Here is a 15041-nt window from a genome sequence, read left to right as displayed (position 1 = left end):
GGAACAGTTTTATTGTGACGTTTGAAAGACCGGGCAGGTGCTTACGCATCTGTCCGGTCTTTTTTTTGGTGTGCTTTGAAATTCCTTTTCTGGCGAAGGTGTTTTGCTTCAAGGAAGATGCAGTCGAGTATGACGGGTTGCTTCATGTGGTTCCTCGTTGCTTGCTAGTCGGATAAGGAATCATGTTAAAATAAGCAGATAGATGATCGTCTGTCGTTTGCACTGACAGATGTTTTACCAGCCTCTGGCTGTCTGTGTTTTGGTAACGAATATGCAGAAGCCGGAAGGGCAGGGACAACGCCAGAGGGAGACGGCTCTTCAGCCGCACAAGACTTGTCATGACAGGATTTTCTTACCCGTTCCGGAATCCCTTCCGGATGACGTGCCTGATGGTATCCACCGTGTTCCTGTCTTTTGGGCCGGTCGTGGCGCACGCGCAGGTTTCCAGCCGGGAAGGCATCGCGCTTCAGGACCAGATCATGGAGTTGCGTCAGCAACTGTCTCAGGTTCAGAGCAGTGGGGCATCATCATCGGGCTCTTTGCCTGCCCCTGTGGCTGTGGGCAGCCAGTCTGGAGGAGCGAACGGTGACCTTGTCGCCCAGCTTCTCGATCGGGTGAATACGCTTGAGTCCCAGCAGCGTGACATGCGTGGGCAGCTTGAAGAACTGACCAACCAGGTCAAGGAACAGAGTGCTTCTCTTTCCAAGCAGATGAGCGATATGCAGTTTGCTGCCCAGAATGGTGGCGGCGCTGCGGCTGCGACTACAGCAGCTACATCCTCGACCAGCAAGAAGGAAGAGACGGGCGCTTCGCATGCGGCAACGGCTTCGACGGAAGCAGCCCAGACACCGGAGGCTGCTCTCAAGGCGGGAAAAGCGGCTCTTCTCAAGCATGATTACAGTGCGGCGCAGGAGAGTGCTCAGTCAGCAATCACACATGGAAAAGGTGCTGTAAAAATAGACGGTCAGTATCTGCTGGGACAGTCTCTGGCCGGACAAAAGCAATTTCGCGAGTCCGCTGTTGCTTATTACGATGCTTATAAACTTTCTCCCAAAGGACCAAAGGCGCCCTATGCGCTGCTCGGTGTCAGTTCTGCGCTCATAGGTCTTGGGAACAAGAAGATGGCCTGTCAGGCTCTGACAAGACTGAAGTCCGAGTTTCCCAATCCTTCCGAAAACGTAACGAAATCGATGGTTTTATTCTCAAAGCAGGGTGAATGTTCCTGAGAGTCAATGTGTGATGGCCGGTCAGTGGGAAGAGTGCAATTCTTCCCTGTTCTCCGGTCAGACGACTGTTTCGCGAAACGATTTCCAGACCATCATGCGCAGACTGGGGCCTTGGCTTCCCGACGATCCTGCTGCGCCTCCGGTTGCTCTGGCTGTTTCCGGTGGCGGTGATTCCATCGCGCTGGCATGGCTTGCGGCATCCTGGAGAAAACGGCTGATCGCCTTTGTGGTCGATCACGGGTTGCGTCCCGAATTTGCGCAGGAAGCCGCAAGCGCGCTGAAAACCCTCTCCGAACTGGGTATCCCCGCTGAACTGCTCAGGGTCAGGGATCTTCCTTATGGGCCGGCTCTGGCCAAACGTGCGCGTGATGCCCGCTATGAAGTGCTGATTGAAGCCTGTCGCCGGGTTGGGGCGGTTGATCTGCTCGTTGCTCATCAAGCTGACGATCAGGTGGAAACCGTTGGGATGCGGCAGAGGCGAGGCAGCGGTACAGGCCTGTCGGGGATGGCATGGGTGTCCGAGCGTGCGGATGTCCGGATTATCCGCCCTCTGCTTGGTTATTCTCGCGAGACCCTCCGCAATACGCTTCGTCAGGCAGGGCTTGGCTGGTGTGATGACCCTTCGAATGAAAATGAACGAGCCGAACGGGTGAGGGTGAGGAAACAACTCTCACCGACGGAGAAACAGGCATTGTTACGGCAGGCTGAAATGGCTGCCGATGAACGCGTCCGTCAGGAGAGGGCGATCACCCATGATCTGGTTGAGACTCAGTGCCTGATGTCAGGGGGATGGGTTGCGCTTGGAGAAACACTGCCATCCGTGGATGCTCTGGCTGCGTTGATTCGCTGTATTGGAGGGAGTGATTATCTTCCCTCTCTGGATGCGGTGGAAAAACTGCGTGAAAAAAAAATACCCGGCACTCTTGGTGGTGTAAGGTTGCTGAGAGGAAAGGCTGGCGAGGACCGCCGGGAGCAGTGGTTGCTCATACGGGAAATGGCAGCCATGCAATCTCTTGTTCCGGCTGGTGAAAATCAGTGCTGGGACAGGCGGTTCGTCCTCAGATATTCAGGGGAGAACATGCCTTCCGGTCTCATGATGGGGGCCGCAGGATCGGGATTGCCCCGCAAAGACCGGGCAGGTCTGCCTGCTGTGCTGACTGCGACGCTGCCTGCGCTCTGGAAAGAGGGGCAACGTCTGTGCGTGCCGCATCTGGGGGTGGGTGATCAGAAACTGCTTGCAGAAGTGTCGTTTGATTTTGCCCCGCCGTCGCCTGTGACGGCAACTTTCCGCTGGATGAACGCATATTTAACCTGAGCGCCACTTTCATGCAGGGTGCGAAGACCCAATGTCAGCATGAACAGGATTGCATTCGTCGCGTGAAACCGGTCTCATGAGACCAGCGCCACAGGAACGGACGCGTATAGGAACAGTATGGAACGGATGTCGTGATCAATAATTTTGGACGTAACTTGGCCCTCTGGGTCTGCATCATTGTTCTGCTGTTGTTCCTGTTCAACATGTTCCAGCCCACCGGGGCGCAGCATGCCGCGCAGCAGATCGCCTATTCCGACTTCATTGGTGATGTCGACAAGGGTGAGGTGCGCTCGGTCATCATTCAGGAACACAATATTTCCGGCACGCTGACCAACGGTACCTCCTTCGAGACCTATGCGCCTCAGGATACCGGCCTTGTCTCCCGTCTGACGGGCAAGGGCGTGGAAGTGGTCGCCAAACCGCTTGAGGCAGAAGGCAATCCGTTCCTGCGGATCGTGCTGAACTGGTTCCCGTTCCTTCTGGTGGGTGCGGTCTGGCTGTTCATGATGCGCCAGATGCAGTCGGGCGGTGGTCGTGCCATGGGTTTCGGCAAGTCCCGTGCGAAGATGCTGACGGAAAAACAGGGGCGCGTGACCTTTGCTGATGTCGCTGGCATTGAGGAAGCCAAGGGTGAGTTGGAGGAAATCGTCGAATTTCTGAAAGACCCCCAGAAGTTCACCCGTCTTGGTGGCAAGATCCCGAAGGGTGTGCTGCTTGTCGGTCCCCCGGGCACGGGTAAGACGCTGCTAGCGCGTGCGATTGCAGGCGAAGCCAACGTTCCGTTCTTCACCATTTCCGGTTCCGACTTTGTGGAAATGTTCGTGGGTGTGGGTGCATCCCGTGTCCGCGACATGTTCGAGCAGGGCAAGAAGGCTGCTCCCTGCATTATCTTCATCGACGAAATCGACGCCGTCGGTCGTCACCGTGGTGCCGGTCTTGGCGGTGGTAACGACGAGCGTGAGCAGACGCTCAACCAGATGCTGGTCGAGATGGATGGCTTCGAGAGCAATGAGGGCGTGATCCTCATCGCTGCGACCAACCGTCCTGACGTGCTTGACCCTGCGCTGCTGCGTCCGGGCCGCTTCGACCGTCAGGTCGTGGTGCCGAACCCGGATGTGAACGGTCGTGAGCAGATCCTGCGCGTGCATATGCGCAAGGTGCCGCTGGCTTCTGACGTTGATCCGAAGGTGATTGCACGTGGAACACCGGGCTTCTCCGGTGCCGATCTGGCCAATCTGGTCAACGAAGCCGCACTTCTGGCCGCACGTCAGGGCAAGCGGACCGTTGCGATGCTGGAGTTCGAGAACGCCAAGGACAAGGTGCTCATGGGCACCGAGCGTCGCTCACTGGTAATGAGTGACGACGAGAAGAAGATGACGGCCTATCATGAAGGGGGGCATGCGCTTGTCTCTATCCTGACGCACGGCACGGACCCCGTTCACAAGGCGACCATTATTCCGCGTGGACGCGCTCTGGGTATGGTGATGAGCCTGCCGGAAGGGGATCGCTACTCCAAGAGCCGTGCGAAATGTGTGGCCGAGCTTGATCTCGCCATGGGTGGTCGTGCTGCTGAGGAAATCATCTTTGGCCCGGACAATGTGACGAGTGGCGCATCCGGTGACATCAAGATGGCGACCGATCAGGCGCGCCGGATGGTGACCGAATGGGGTATGAGCGAGAAGATGGGCATGATCGCTTACGGCGATAATGGTCAGGAAGTGTTCCTCGGTCACTCCGTGACGCAGAACAAGAACATCTCGGAAGAGACGGCACGTGACATTGATGGCGAGGTCAAGAGACTGATCGATTCCGCTTATGACCGTGCCCGGACACTGCTGATCGAGCACATTGATGAGCTGCACCGTCTGGCGGAAGCGCTGCTTGAATATGAAACATTGAGTGGTGAGGAGATCCGTCAGATCCTGCGCGGCGAGCCGATTGAACGCGTGGTGGTCGATGATGCCATGCCGGAAAACCGGCGCTCTTCGGTGCCGCCGGTGATCGGTAAACCGACGGCACCGCCTTCTCTGGGAGATGCATCCCCGCAGCCCGGCTAATTCTGGTTGCTTCCATCAAAGGCGAGGGCTTCGGTCCTCGCCTTTTTTTGTGTCTGATTTATACAGAGGCCTGCTTCAATCAGACGGAGTGACCGATGGATACCGTGCGTCTTATCGAGCCTGTTGGTCTTGTGCATGGACCGACTGCGGATGCTGCGGTCAGAGCCGGAGTTGCTCTTCCTCTGGCTGGCGGCAGAACAGCCTTCACGCTTGTAAGGATCATTGAGGGAGACTGGGTCTCAGACCCAATGCCAGTCGAGCGTATTCCTGACGGATGGCTGCCGGAACTGGAGCGCATTACGATGCGACCTTCCGACGCAGGCCTCCCATCGGGGCCGGTTGTGATGGGTATACTCAATGTCACGCCGGACAGTTTCAGCGATGGTGGCCGCTATGTGGATCCTGCCATTGCCGTCGCTCATGCTGAAAAACTGATCCATGACGGTGCACGCATTCTGGATATCGGTGCAGAAAGCACGCGTCCCGGCTCAGTGCCCGTATCGGTCGAAGAAGAGTGGGTAAGGCTTGAGCCGCTACTGCGTGAAATGTCCGCGCGGGGCACCTGTATTTCTGTAGATACCCGCAACGCACGAACCATGGAGGCTGCTCTGGATGCGGGTGCCTGCCTGATCAATGATGTGACGGCTCTAGCACATGATCCGGATGCTCTGTCTCTTCTGGCAAGTCGCTCGTGTCCCGTAGCGCTGATGCATATGCGTGGGACTCCCGAGACGATGGGAAGTCTCACGAACTACCGGGATGTGGCGATTGATGTGGTGAGGGAGCTTGGCGACAGACTCATCGCTGCGGAGAAAGCGGGCATTTCCCGTGATCGTATGGTCGTGGACCCCGGTATTGGCTTTGCAAAAACGACTGCACAGAACGCCGAACTGATCCGGAGACTGCCTCTGTTCGCCAATCTCGGTTGCCGCGTTCTGCTTGGCACCTCCCGCAAACGAATGATCGGCGCACTGGCAGGTGTGAGCGAGGCAGTCTCCCGCGATCCGGGAACCATCGCCTCGTCATTGCCGGGGCTGGCGCTGGGCGACACGATCCTGCGGGTGCATGACTGCGCCGGAATGACTCAGGCCATGCGGGTATGGGAAGGAATTTTTTCTCCCGCCTGATCCCTAAGGATCAGATGATGTAATCAATCGGCGGCAATGTCTGGTCCATGGTCAGGGACGGCATTTCCTTGAGACGCGTTCCCACTTTCCGTGCTGGGTTGCCGACGACCGTGGTGTAGGGAGGGACGGCTTCCAGAACGATGGAACCGGCTCCCACCTTGGCGCCTTCGCCAACCTCAATCGCTCCCAGAACCTTGGCTCCGGCTCCAATCAGTACACCACGGCGGATTCTCGGATGCCGATCGCCAGCGTGCTTGCCTGTGCCACCCAGAGTCACGCCCTGAAGCAGAGACACATCGTTTTCGATGATCGATGTTTCGCCGACCACAATTCCGGTTCCGTGGTCGAACAGGATACGTCGGCCCAGCTTGGCGGCGGGATGAATGTCGACTGCGAACAGTTCGGAGGCCCGGCTCTGAAGATGCTGTGCAAGATGGCGTCGGTTACCGTTCCAGAGCCAGTGGGCCACCCGGTAGCACTGGACAGCGTGGAAACCCTTGAAGAAGAGGAAGGGCGTCACATAGTCGGGGCATGCGGGGTCACGATCCCGGATGGCCTGTAGATCAGCGGCTCCCGCAACGATCGTATCAGGCGTGTCACCGTAGCATTCCAGCACCAGACTGGTCAGTTGCTCGATGCTTACATAATGGTCGCCAAGTTTGCGACCGATGAGCGCTGCCAGGGCCGTCGCGAAGCTGGAATGGTTCTTGATGCCCGTGGAAAGCAGCCCCATGACAAGCGGATCGCAGCAGACTTGGGATTCCTGAACCATCTGTTTCCACAGGCTATTCAGGTTGATGGGAGCCTCTGCGGTGTCAGAATATGTCATTGATGGAGAGGTCCGTTGATTGGATGGTGAAAGGTAACTGTCTGAGAAAATTTGAATTTTATAGACTGCCCCCGAAGACCGCAACGAAGGGTCATTTCCGGCGGCTGATCATGCGTGAGGCGCTCAGTAGGGCTGCGAGGCCGGCACAGAAGGCGGCTCCGTCAAGACACACAAGGCTGCCGCTTATGGGAACAAGACGCAGGATGAGCGCTGTTCCAATGCCACCGAAGGTCTGTCCACTCTGACGGGAGACCTGCACCATGCCGCTCGCTCCACCTTCGCGCCCGGCTGCAGCAGTCAGCAGCATGGCCCGGTTGTTGGGGACCTGAAAGACGCCAAACCCGAAACCGGCCACGCCGATGCGCCAAGCGACATCGAAAGCGGTGGGTGAAGCAGGCAGAAAACGCAGGGCAAGAAACCCGATCATGGCACAGATCAGGCCGATTGAGGAAAGGATTCCAGCGGGGATTTTATCGGCGATGCGACGCGTGACGGAGGCAGAAACGATCAGCCCGAATGCCCACGGCGTCATCAGCAGCCCCGTGGAGGTTGCGCTCCAGCCGTAATGATCGTGGAGCGTAAACGGCATGGAGATCATGAACAGGTTCGAGCCGATATAACTGATGATGCCGACGATAAAGGCGATTCTGAAACCGAGGCCTCGGAGGAGGTCGACGGGCAGAATGGGCTGAAGGCTTCCAGCTTCCTTGCGGATGAGGCTGCCCATGGCCGCCACACCAATAACCAGCATGGCGCAGGCCAGCATCGCGCCGTCGGAGTGGGCGACCGAGTTCCCGCCGAGACCGAGTGCTGTGACGGCAATAATGCAGAGCACGGCGCCAATAGGGTCCGGCATTTCTTTCTGGCGAGGCGTTGTGGGCAGGGAAGTTGCCGCAAGCACGAAGGTCAGCGCGCCGATCGGCAGATTGATCCAGAAAAGCCACGGCCAGTGTGCGACAGCCAGAATCATGCCCGCAACGGTCGGGCCGAGAGCCATACCGACACCGACGATCAGTGTGTTAACGGCGACACCTTTTCCGAGTTCTTCAACGGGGTAGATGAAGCGGATCAGGGCGGAGACGACGCCGAGCATGGAGGCCGCACCAAATCCCTGTATGGCGCGGGCGATGGTCAGCACCGGCAGGCTGGGCGCAAGAGCGCATCCAACCGAGGAGACGATAAAAAGCGCGATCCCCATCATGCACATGCGTGCATAGCCGATCCAGGCTCCTGCGGCGGCCAGCGGCAGGAGTGATGACAGGCTGGCGAGCTGGTAGGCGTTCACCACCCAGACCGTGTCGGAAGCGGAACTGTGCAGGTCCGCCCCGATATCGGGAAGCGCGATATTGGCGATCGCATAGTCGATCTGGGCCAGCAGAACGGCGAGGCAGACTGCAGTCATCGCCTTGAGACGCGCCGCACCGTAAAGGCCGGTTGCCGGGGAATGTATTGGCTCTGAAACTGTCATCCCGCTGACCTTATCCTCATGGGAAGGATTCTCAGAACAGGACAACGTCTGGAAAGCGCTTGGTACCTGTCACAGGCGGGTGAAGATCCCCTGTCTGGAATGGCAGGGGAGATTGCAGGGGTCAGTGCTTCACCGACTTGAGGCCGTCCTTGTAGCCGAGTGCTTCCCACTGCTGCTGCTGAGTGAGGTGGTGATTGGAGGAGCCCCCGAACCAGGAACAGCCGGAAAGGATAAGGCTACAAAAGCCCAGAAGCAGAGCGCGGTGCATGATCCCTGACATGATTTGAGTTTACGATTCGTATGAAGGATGTACCAGAAACGCTTTGGAAGCGAGAGACAGCGCGTATTCGGAAGGCAGGGCGAGGCATTGAGCCGATGTCGTCGGTCTTCATCTTCCCCGAATGAGAGGAAATGACAGGCTTCTCTGGATCCTTGACCGCCACTCAAACGGGGCTCGGTATAAGTGGCAGTGAGCATCTTCTGCTTTATCCCCCGCTTCCGACACGGGAATGAACAAGAGGGCGAAGGAGCAGAAAGGCTCCGACGCACGAGATCAGTCCCAGCGGGCCAACGAGCACATAGTTTCCCAGCCATTCTGCTATCGCGCCGGTGACAAGCGAACCTGCCGCCATGTTCACAATCCAGGCTGATGAACACAGAACGGCAAGACGCCCACCTGCATCGATCTGGTAAGCGACGCTGAGTATGAGCGGATAGGCGATCAGCCAGCTGACATTGAACACAATCAGGGCGATGGCAAAGCCTGCCTCGTTGGAAATGAGCGTGAGTGCGGCGCACGACAGCCCACAGATGAGCAGTGCGACAGGCAGGCTCCGTCGGCGTGGAATGCGCGGAGCAAGAATGCCGAAGACGGTGTTGCTCACCGCGCAGGCAAGTGTCGCAATGCTCTGATATCGACCGTAAGTGACTGCCGATATGCCGATTTCATGCGCAGCACGTTCGATGAACGGCCACAGCGCCAGACTGCCGAAACTGAACAGGGAGATCGCTGTCAGCACAATCCGGCCATCGCTTTTCAACTCATTCCATTGAACCGGTGCCTGAAGGTGTTGCGCGACTGGTCGATCAGGTAGCAGACTTCCGCCCGCAATGGTGAACAGCACGGCCAGAATAGCGAGCATGGTAAACATGCCCGGCGTGCCATGATGCGTTCCAACAACGGGTAAGGCGAGATTGATCAGAGTGTAGACAATCGTCTGGACGGCCAGGCCTATGGACAGCGCACGCGTGGGGCTGTCCGTGCGGGCCGCTGTCAGATTCAGGGCGGTATTCGCCAGCCCGAAACCCAATCCACATGCCATACGCGTGACCAGAAGCGGGATAAAGCTGTCCAGAAGAGATGAGGAAAACTGTGCTGCCCCAATCAGAACTCCTGCTACAAGCGCCAGTCGTCGAGGACTGAGACGGACGACATGGGGAGCGATGAACAGCATCGTTGCGGCGTAGGCGAGAAGCTCCACCATGCTCCACACGCCCATCTGAAGTGGCGAAAAACCGAACAGGTCGATCAGTCCGCCGATCAGATAGGGAGTGAAGTTGTTACCAAGGTGGGCCGTTGCGGTGATGGCTCCGAGAGCCACGACCAGCGCGACTGAAAAGGGAATGGATACAGTCTCTTTCCGTATCATGCTGGGAACCGGATGCGTGCTGCTGTTTACTGACACAATCTGATTCACTTGGCGGGAAGAAGCTGACGGCTATACCGGCCATCAGTGGAAAGACTGGATTCGCCACGCAGGGTAAGGCGCTGCATTACGCGCGGATAATTGCCGTAATCGTCCAGTGCATAATGTTGTGTGCTCTGGTTGTCCCAGATTGCCACATCTCCTTTTTTCCATTGCCAGCGAACGGTATTTTCCAGACGTGTGATATGTGTCTGGAATATCTCGAACAGATGACGGGAGTCCGATAGGGAAAGGTTGGAAAATTTCTTGAAAAATCCGCCGAGGATTAGAGATTTTTCTCCGGATATCGGATGCAGGCGTACCAGTGGTTGTTCCGCTTCAAAAACGGAGGAGGCGAACGTCGCATGATAGGCATCCATCGCTTGATCAGGGCGGGTTTGATTGACGGCGTAGTCATAATCGTTGGAATGAACAGCCCATAGTCCGTCGGCCAGTTGTTTCAGATGGTCCGGAAGATGTTCGTAGGCAGCGGCTGTGTTGGCCCAGACCGTATCGCCACCGCAGGGAGGCACATTGACGGCACGCAGGATGGAGACGGCAGGATAGGATTCCAGAAAAGTCATGTCAGTATGCCAGACATTGGCTTTTCCTCCATGCTCTGCGCTCAGTTCCAGCAGATGATCGCCTGTCTGCCCCGGCGCGGTGGGGTGCCCGACAGGTTCGCCCCATTTCCTGCCGAATGCTGTCTGTGTTGCGGCATCGACATGATGCTGGTCCCGAAAAAAGAGAACCTTGTGGTGCGTCAATGCGTCGCGGAGGGCCTGAATGGTGGCTGGGCTCAGGTCTGGGGTAAGGGCAATTTCCTGCACTTCTGCACCGATGCGTCCAGCGATCGGTCGCAGCTTGAGGTCAGCCGTTATTGTGACGGGGCGAGGAGAAGAAATCGTATTCTGATTCATGACTGTTTCCTGCGGGATGAGTGTTCTGAAGGGTGTTGAGATCAGAATTCTGCCTTGATGGAACCGAAGAACTGTCGCGGAGCGCCAACCATGAAAGACTGGTAGTCGCCTGACACCGGGTTGCCGTTTTCACCCATCGTCGCGATGTATTTCTGGTTGGCTAGATTATAGATGTCGAAGGAAAGAGTTATGTTTTTTACAAAATCGAGATTGCGGTTGTATTGCGCCATCTTGCCGAAATTATAACGCATGCCCAGATTTTCCAGCCAGTAACCGGGCGCTTTCATGTCGCCGACATAGCTGAAATTGCGTTGGCCGAGATATTGGGTGTCGATATGCGCTTCGAACCCGCCATGACTGTAGGACAGGCTGGCTTTGTACATAAAGCGCGGATAGTTGACGATCTGCTGGCCATGGGTGGCGTACGTCACGCCAGCCTCGACAAGATTGTCACCATAAGTCGCGTGATTATAACTCACGCTGTTATAAAGTGAGACGTCACGTAGCAGACGGATTGTCAGCCCGGCATCCACGCCGTTCATGGTCACGGACCCGACATTGGCGACCGTCGAGATCGGATTGACGATTGTTCCGGATGTCGTCTGTTGTAGTCGGTTATGAAAGTCCGTGTGATAGGCATACACCGATGCAGACAGGATCTTGTCGAGGTAGCGATACCCCACTGCATAATTCCAGTCGGTTTCCGGTTTCAGCCCGCCACGGATCTGATTGAACTGACTCTGGGTGACAGCAAAAGGCGAGGCACCCTGTTTGTAGGCAGCTACAGGGTAGGCTTTCATGTTTTCCGAGATATCGAAAAACAGCTCGTGATGACGGAGGAAATGCCAGTCAGCGCTGATATGCGGCAAGAAGGCGCGGGCCGTTGTCATGCTGCCAGCGGCAATGGCGTCTGTTCCAGTGTAGGACGCGTCATTGGCGTTCTGTCCTGCTCGCACGGTTTGCAGCAGGGATTTAAAGCCGAAATGCAGGGCGAGATTTTCGATTGGATGGTACGTATCCTGCACAAATGCCGTAAAGCTGTTGGAGTTGAAGGTCTGTGACCAGAAATCCTGATAGCCGGCGGGTAGGGTGCCTAGTGCATTTATGGGCGATCCCTCTCCGAGAAGAGGTTGCTCAATACCGTAACGCCCAATCTGGGTATGGAAGTTTTCGTACCAGACGCCAGCGCTGATATCGTTGTGGGCAATCGTGTAGGTCAGGGCGGATGTGAAACCGTATCTCTGCGTGTTGCTGGCGTTGATCTGCTCAGCCAGCGGCGCTCCGTTGGGCGAAGTGAGGTAAGGCGTTGTCCAGCCACCTCGTCTGTACTGCCCATGACCATAAATGGTCGTTTTCCAGCGCAGGGCGTGTGTCAGGGAGAAATCCGCAGTCAGGCCGCCTAGATAATCCCGTTCTGCGGTAACGGCGTCATAATAGGACGCGTCCCAAGGGTCTGACATCCGTGAATAACCGGCAGGAATAGCACCGCCGGGGAGATTGTTGAGCGACTGGGCCAGTCGATAGGCCTTGGCATAACCGTCGGGTGTTCCGACGAAGTTATCAAGTTTGTAGCCGCCGTTCTTCAGCATGTCGAAGGACATGTCCTGATAATTGTAGAGATCCTTGTCGGACCAGTCGAAGAAGGTTGAGATACGGCTGTCCTGACCAATAGGCTGGAGAAATTTCGCGTTGACCTGTTGTGCGAACTGGTTGCCGCCGCCTTTCCATTTGTCGGTGTTGTTTCTCATGTAGGAGACATAGAAGCGCGATCCGATCTGGTTCAGGTCGCCACTGTCGGCACGAATGAAGGTGTGATAGGCGGCGTTGCTTCCGAAAGTCTGTGCTGTCGTCAGATGATGTTCGTGCGTTGGGTCGGATGAAAAATACTCAAGTGAGCCGCCCAGATTTGACGTGCTGGCGACGGATTCCGCGCCTGCGCTCATCGACATGTTGACGCGACCGACATTTTCGGAAGCGATGGCGGCTGTCGTATTCAGACCATTGAGAGAGCGGAATTCCTGATCGCCGAGCGGTATACCGTCGAGTGTCATGCCAATCTGGTTTTGCAGGAACCCGTGCATGTAAAACTGGGCTGACCATGTATCCAGACCTTGTGGATCGGCAGACTGGAACATCACGCCCGGACGAGTTGCGAGCACTTTCTGAGGGTTTGTGCCCGGCACAGACCTTGCGAGCACTTCCGAGGAAATCGTTTCGGTGATGCCGCGGGCGTAAGAGCGTCGTGCGCTGACTGTCAGTTGTTCAGGGTCTTTCTGTTTGACTGATTTCAGGCCCCTAGCCGGTTTGTGCGACGTTGCGTGCGGTATGCCTGCGCCGCCCAGATCGCCTGCTTTGTGGGAGGCATCGGTGGCTGCGATAGCCACGGAATTGGCCGATATGAGAAAGGCCGTTGCAACCGTACCGTTCAGAAGAAAATGGAATTCCATAGCCACAGGCCTTTTTAGGAAAATGCATGCGCGATGATCGCTAGGGCATTGAATGGGTGAGAGGCGGGGTGTGGCTTTATCGACAGGACATCGTGGTATGGATTATATGGATATTATCCGATTTATTTTCGTTGATTATTGTGTTGCCTGGATGGCTCTGGAATTGGATTCCGTGGTGAGAAACGACACGGGACGATAGGTGGGGCATCGACTGGGTTCCGTAAGGAGCGCAAAATATAACGTTCATATGGTGTATTTCACTATTAACCACAAAACATGATTGTTTGTGATGTAGTGCGTTTATTATGTGTGATATAACCCTGAATTATGACACCTTACGTAGTGGAATATGTGCTTGCCCATCTCCGCCTGTTGGAGGCTGTGGGTAGGCTGGGTAGCTTCAGTGCTGCCGCTGCTGAACTGGGCGTGACACAGCCAAATGTCAGTCGACAGATCGGGCAGATAGAACGCGTGATCGGTCATCCGCTGTTCACACGTGGACATCGCGGTGTGATTTTGACGGAAGCAGGGCGTTTGCTGTTCGACGCCGCGACGGAAAGCACCGGACGCATCCGCACCTGTCTGGGAGAGATCGCTGCTACGGCGGTAGGACGACGACAGATCGCCGTGGTCACCGATTACGGGTTTGGCGCCACCTGGCTCATGGAACGTCTGTCAGACTTCGAACGGTTTTGCCCCGATGTGGAAGTCCAGATCGTCACCACGAGAAATCTGTCCGAGACGGCGTCTGGTGATATTCGACCTGATGTTTCGATCCTGTTTGAACCCGGTCCCATCAGGGAAGATGATCCAGTTTTCCAACGAAAAATGCTTTTTCAGGAGGAAGTCTATCCTGTGTGTGGACGAACTTATCTGGATCACCACGGGCCATTCGATAGCGTGGAAGAGATACGCAAGGCTCAGCTCCTGCACCTGAAAGGCGACGGGAAATTGTGGCTGAACTGGGAGAGCTGGTTCCGGAAGGTGGGGAGCGATCGTCCGCAGACACTGAGTGGTCAGTTGAACGTGTTTCGCTCATTCAGTCATTTTCCGCTTCTGATGCAGTCAGCCTGTCAGAACGAAGGTATTGCTCTGGGCTGGCATCCCCTGATTGATACGGCGCTGGAGACGGGACAACTGGTCAAACTCTGGCCGACGCCGATCAAAAGCGAGAACGGCTATGTCCTGACACTGCATCGGCGAACGAGCCGGGAGGCATCGGCTTTTTATACATGGGTCATCGCTCAGGCAGAGAGCGGGCGTGTTGTTCGATAGGAGACGCCACTCCTTGTTGATACGGACGTTTCTGCTTCTATCCATCAAGAGAGAAAAGGGCGGTCTTCAGGGGAAGCGGGCTACGTTCGTATGCAGTCAATTTAAAATAAAAATTTCCTAAATTTTCTTGGCGGTGATTTAAAAAGATCTTGTTAAATTCTTGTAATTGGCACTCACGAGAGAAAAGTGCCGAACCGTCTTGACACCCCCTGTAGGCACACCTATCTCCATACGTGGCACTCCCGGGGTGGGAGTGCTAACGCACCGCGGCGTAGAGCGCGTGGCACGCGGCGACGTTGCTTTAGAAACGAGGGCGTCGTCCCAAACAGAATGTGGAGCAATCCATAATGACGAAATTCCGTCCCCTGCACGATCGTGTAGTGGTCCGTCGCCTGAACGGCGAAGAAAAGACAGTTGGTGGCATCATCATCCCTGACACGGCCAAGGAAAAGCCGATGGAAGGCGAGGTTGTGTCCGTTGGTCCCGGCGCACGTAACGAACAGGGTCAGGTTGTGGCTCTCGATGTGAAGGCTGGTGATCGCGTGCTGTTCGGCAAGTGGTCTGGCACCGAAGTCAAGATCGGTGGTGAAGAGCTGCTGATCATGAAGGAAAGCGACATCATGGGCGTGATCGCCGGCTGATCACCGGCTTCTGATCCCCCTTAAACGTTCGTTTTCATTTTCAAGGAGAAT

General features: G+C 56.2%; 12 protein-coding genes. 6 read left to right on the top strand and 6 right to left on the bottom strand.

The annotated features are described in order from the left end of the window. Positions 1 to 377 precede the first annotated feature (377 nt). From EMQ_RS03325 to folP, 4 genes are all read left to right on the top strand, one after another. Entirely contained in the window at positions 378 to 1226 is an 849-nt protein-coding gene (locus EMQ_RS03325; RefSeq protein WP_010666759.1) for a tetratricopeptide repeat protein, read from the top strand. A gap of 13 nt (positions 1227 to 1239) precedes the next feature. Next, positions 1240 to 2541 (top strand): tRNA lysidine(34) synthetase TilS, encoded by a 1302-nt coding sequence (tilS, locus tag EMQ_RS03320; protein WP_018308466.1) that lies wholly within the window; start codon positions 1240 to 1242, stop codon positions 2539 to 2541. Between the two features lie 134 nt (positions 2542 to 2675). Further along, positions 2676 to 4598, top strand: coding sequence for an ATP-dependent zinc metalloprotease FtsH (gene ftsH, locus EMQ_RS03315; protein ID WP_035350060.1), 1923 nt, complete (start codon positions 2676 to 2678; stop codon positions 4596 to 4598). Between the two features lie 95 nt (positions 4599 to 4693). Beyond that, entirely contained in the window at positions 4694 to 5725 is a 1032-nt protein-coding gene (folP, locus tag EMQ_RS03310; RefSeq protein ID WP_010667892.1) for a dihydropteroate synthase, read from the top strand. A gap of 10 nt (positions 5726 to 5735) precedes the next feature. Here folP and cysE read toward each other — a convergent pair whose 3' ends face one another. The 6 genes from cysE to EMQ_RS03280 all read right to left on the bottom strand — a co-directional run bounded on the left by cysE (position 5736) and on the right by EMQ_RS03280 (position 13074). After that, on the bottom strand, positions 5736 to 6554 hold the full coding sequence (cysE, locus tag EMQ_RS03305) for a serine O-acetyltransferase (RefSeq protein ID WP_010667891.1): 819 nt from the start codon (positions 6552 to 6554) through the stop codon (positions 5736 to 5738). A 91-nt stretch (positions 6555 to 6645) separates the two neighbouring features. Further along, positions 6646 to 8022 carry an MFS transporter gene (locus tag EMQ_RS03300; RefSeq protein ID WP_010667890.1) on the bottom strand — a complete coding sequence of 459 codons (1377 nt, stop codon included), beginning with the start codon at positions 8020 to 8022 and terminating at the stop codon, positions 6646 to 6648. Positions 8023 to 8143: 121 nt separating this feature from the next. Continuing rightward, positions 8144 to 8290: a hypothetical protein gene (locus EMQ_RS03295; protein ID WP_155877637.1), complete on the bottom strand. Its 147-nt coding sequence runs from the start codon at positions 8288 to 8290 to the stop codon at positions 8144 to 8146. Positions 8291 to 8507: 217 nt separating this feature from the next. Then, complete coding sequence (locus EMQ_RS03290) at positions 8508 to 9671, bottom strand: MFS transporter (RefSeq protein WP_010667888.1); 1164 nt, start codon at positions 9669 to 9671, stop codon at positions 8508 to 8510. Positions 9672 to 9715: 44 nt separating this feature from the next. Further along, positions 9716 to 10627, bottom strand: a complete 912-nt coding sequence (locus tag EMQ_RS03285) for a TauD/TfdA dioxygenase family protein (RefSeq protein ID WP_018308470.1) — start codon at positions 10625 to 10627, stop codon at positions 9716 to 9718. Between the two features lie 41 nt (positions 10628 to 10668). Next, positions 10669 to 13074: a TonB-dependent receptor gene (locus tag EMQ_RS03280; RefSeq protein WP_018308471.1), complete on the bottom strand. Its 2406-nt coding sequence runs from the start codon at positions 13072 to 13074 to the stop codon at positions 10669 to 10671. A gap of 327 nt (positions 13075 to 13401) precedes the next feature. Here EMQ_RS03280 and EMQ_RS03275 point away from each other — a divergent pair, with 327 nt between their 5' ends. Further along, positions 13402 to 14349: a LysR family transcriptional regulator gene (locus EMQ_RS03275; protein ID WP_231368009.1), complete on the top strand. Its 948-nt coding sequence runs from the start codon at positions 13402 to 13404 to the stop codon at positions 14347 to 14349. Positions 14350 to 14696: 347 nt separating this feature from the next. Beyond that, entirely contained in the window at positions 14697 to 14990 is a 294-nt protein-coding gene (locus EMQ_RS03270; RefSeq protein ID WP_010669365.1) for a co-chaperone GroES, read from the top strand. Positions 14991 to 15041 lie beyond the last annotated feature (51 nt).

This window comes from Acetobacter aceti NBRC 14818, assembly GCF_000193495.2.
GTDB lineage: Bacteria > Pseudomonadota > Alphaproteobacteria > Acetobacterales > Acetobacteraceae > Acetobacter > Acetobacter aceti.
Note: the sequence above shows the minus strand (reverse complement) of the source record. Positions and strands in the feature narration are given on the sequence as shown.

Excerpts from the sequence above, each read along its gene's own strand:
- EMQ_RS03270 (WP_010669365.1), top strand. The coding sequence starts at position 14,697 with ATGACGAAATTCCGTCCCCTGCACGATCGTGTAGTGGTCCGTCGCCTG.
- tilS (WP_018308466.1), top strand. The coding sequence starts at position 1,240 with ATGGCCGGTCAGTGGGAAGAGTGCAATTCTTCCCTGTTCTCCGGTCAG.
- EMQ_RS03275 (WP_231368009.1), top strand. The coding sequence starts at position 13,402 with ATGACACCTTACGTAGTGGAATATGTGCTTGCCCATCTCCGCCTGTTG.
- EMQ_RS03290 (WP_010667888.1), bottom strand. The coding sequence starts at position 9,671 with ATGATACGGAAAGAGACTGTATCCATTCCCTTTTCAGTCGCGCTGGTC.
- cysE (WP_010667891.1), bottom strand. The coding sequence starts at position 6,554 with ATGACATATTCTGACACCGCAGAGGCTCCCATCAACCTGAATAGCCTG.
- EMQ_RS03295 (WP_155877637.1), bottom strand. The coding sequence starts at position 8,290 with ATGCACCGCGCTCTGCTTCTGGGCTTTTGTAGCCTTATCCTTTCCGGC.
- EMQ_RS03285 (WP_018308470.1), bottom strand. The coding sequence starts at position 10,627 with ATGAATCAGAATACGATTTCTTCTCCTCGCCCCGTCACAATAACGGCT.
- EMQ_RS03280 (WP_018308471.1), bottom strand. The coding sequence starts at position 13,074 with ATGGAATTCCATTTTCTTCTGAACGGTACGGTTGCAACGGCCTTTCTC.
- folP (WP_010667892.1), top strand. The coding sequence starts at position 4,694 with ATGGATACCGTGCGTCTTATCGAGCCTGTTGGTCTTGTGCATGGACCG.
- EMQ_RS03325 (WP_010666759.1), top strand. The coding sequence starts at position 378 with ATGACGTGCCTGATGGTATCCACCGTGTTCCTGTCTTTTGGGCCGGTC.
- EMQ_RS03300 (WP_010667890.1), bottom strand. The coding sequence starts at position 8,022 with ATGACAGTTTCAGAGCCAATACATTCCCCGGCAACCGGCCTTTACGGT.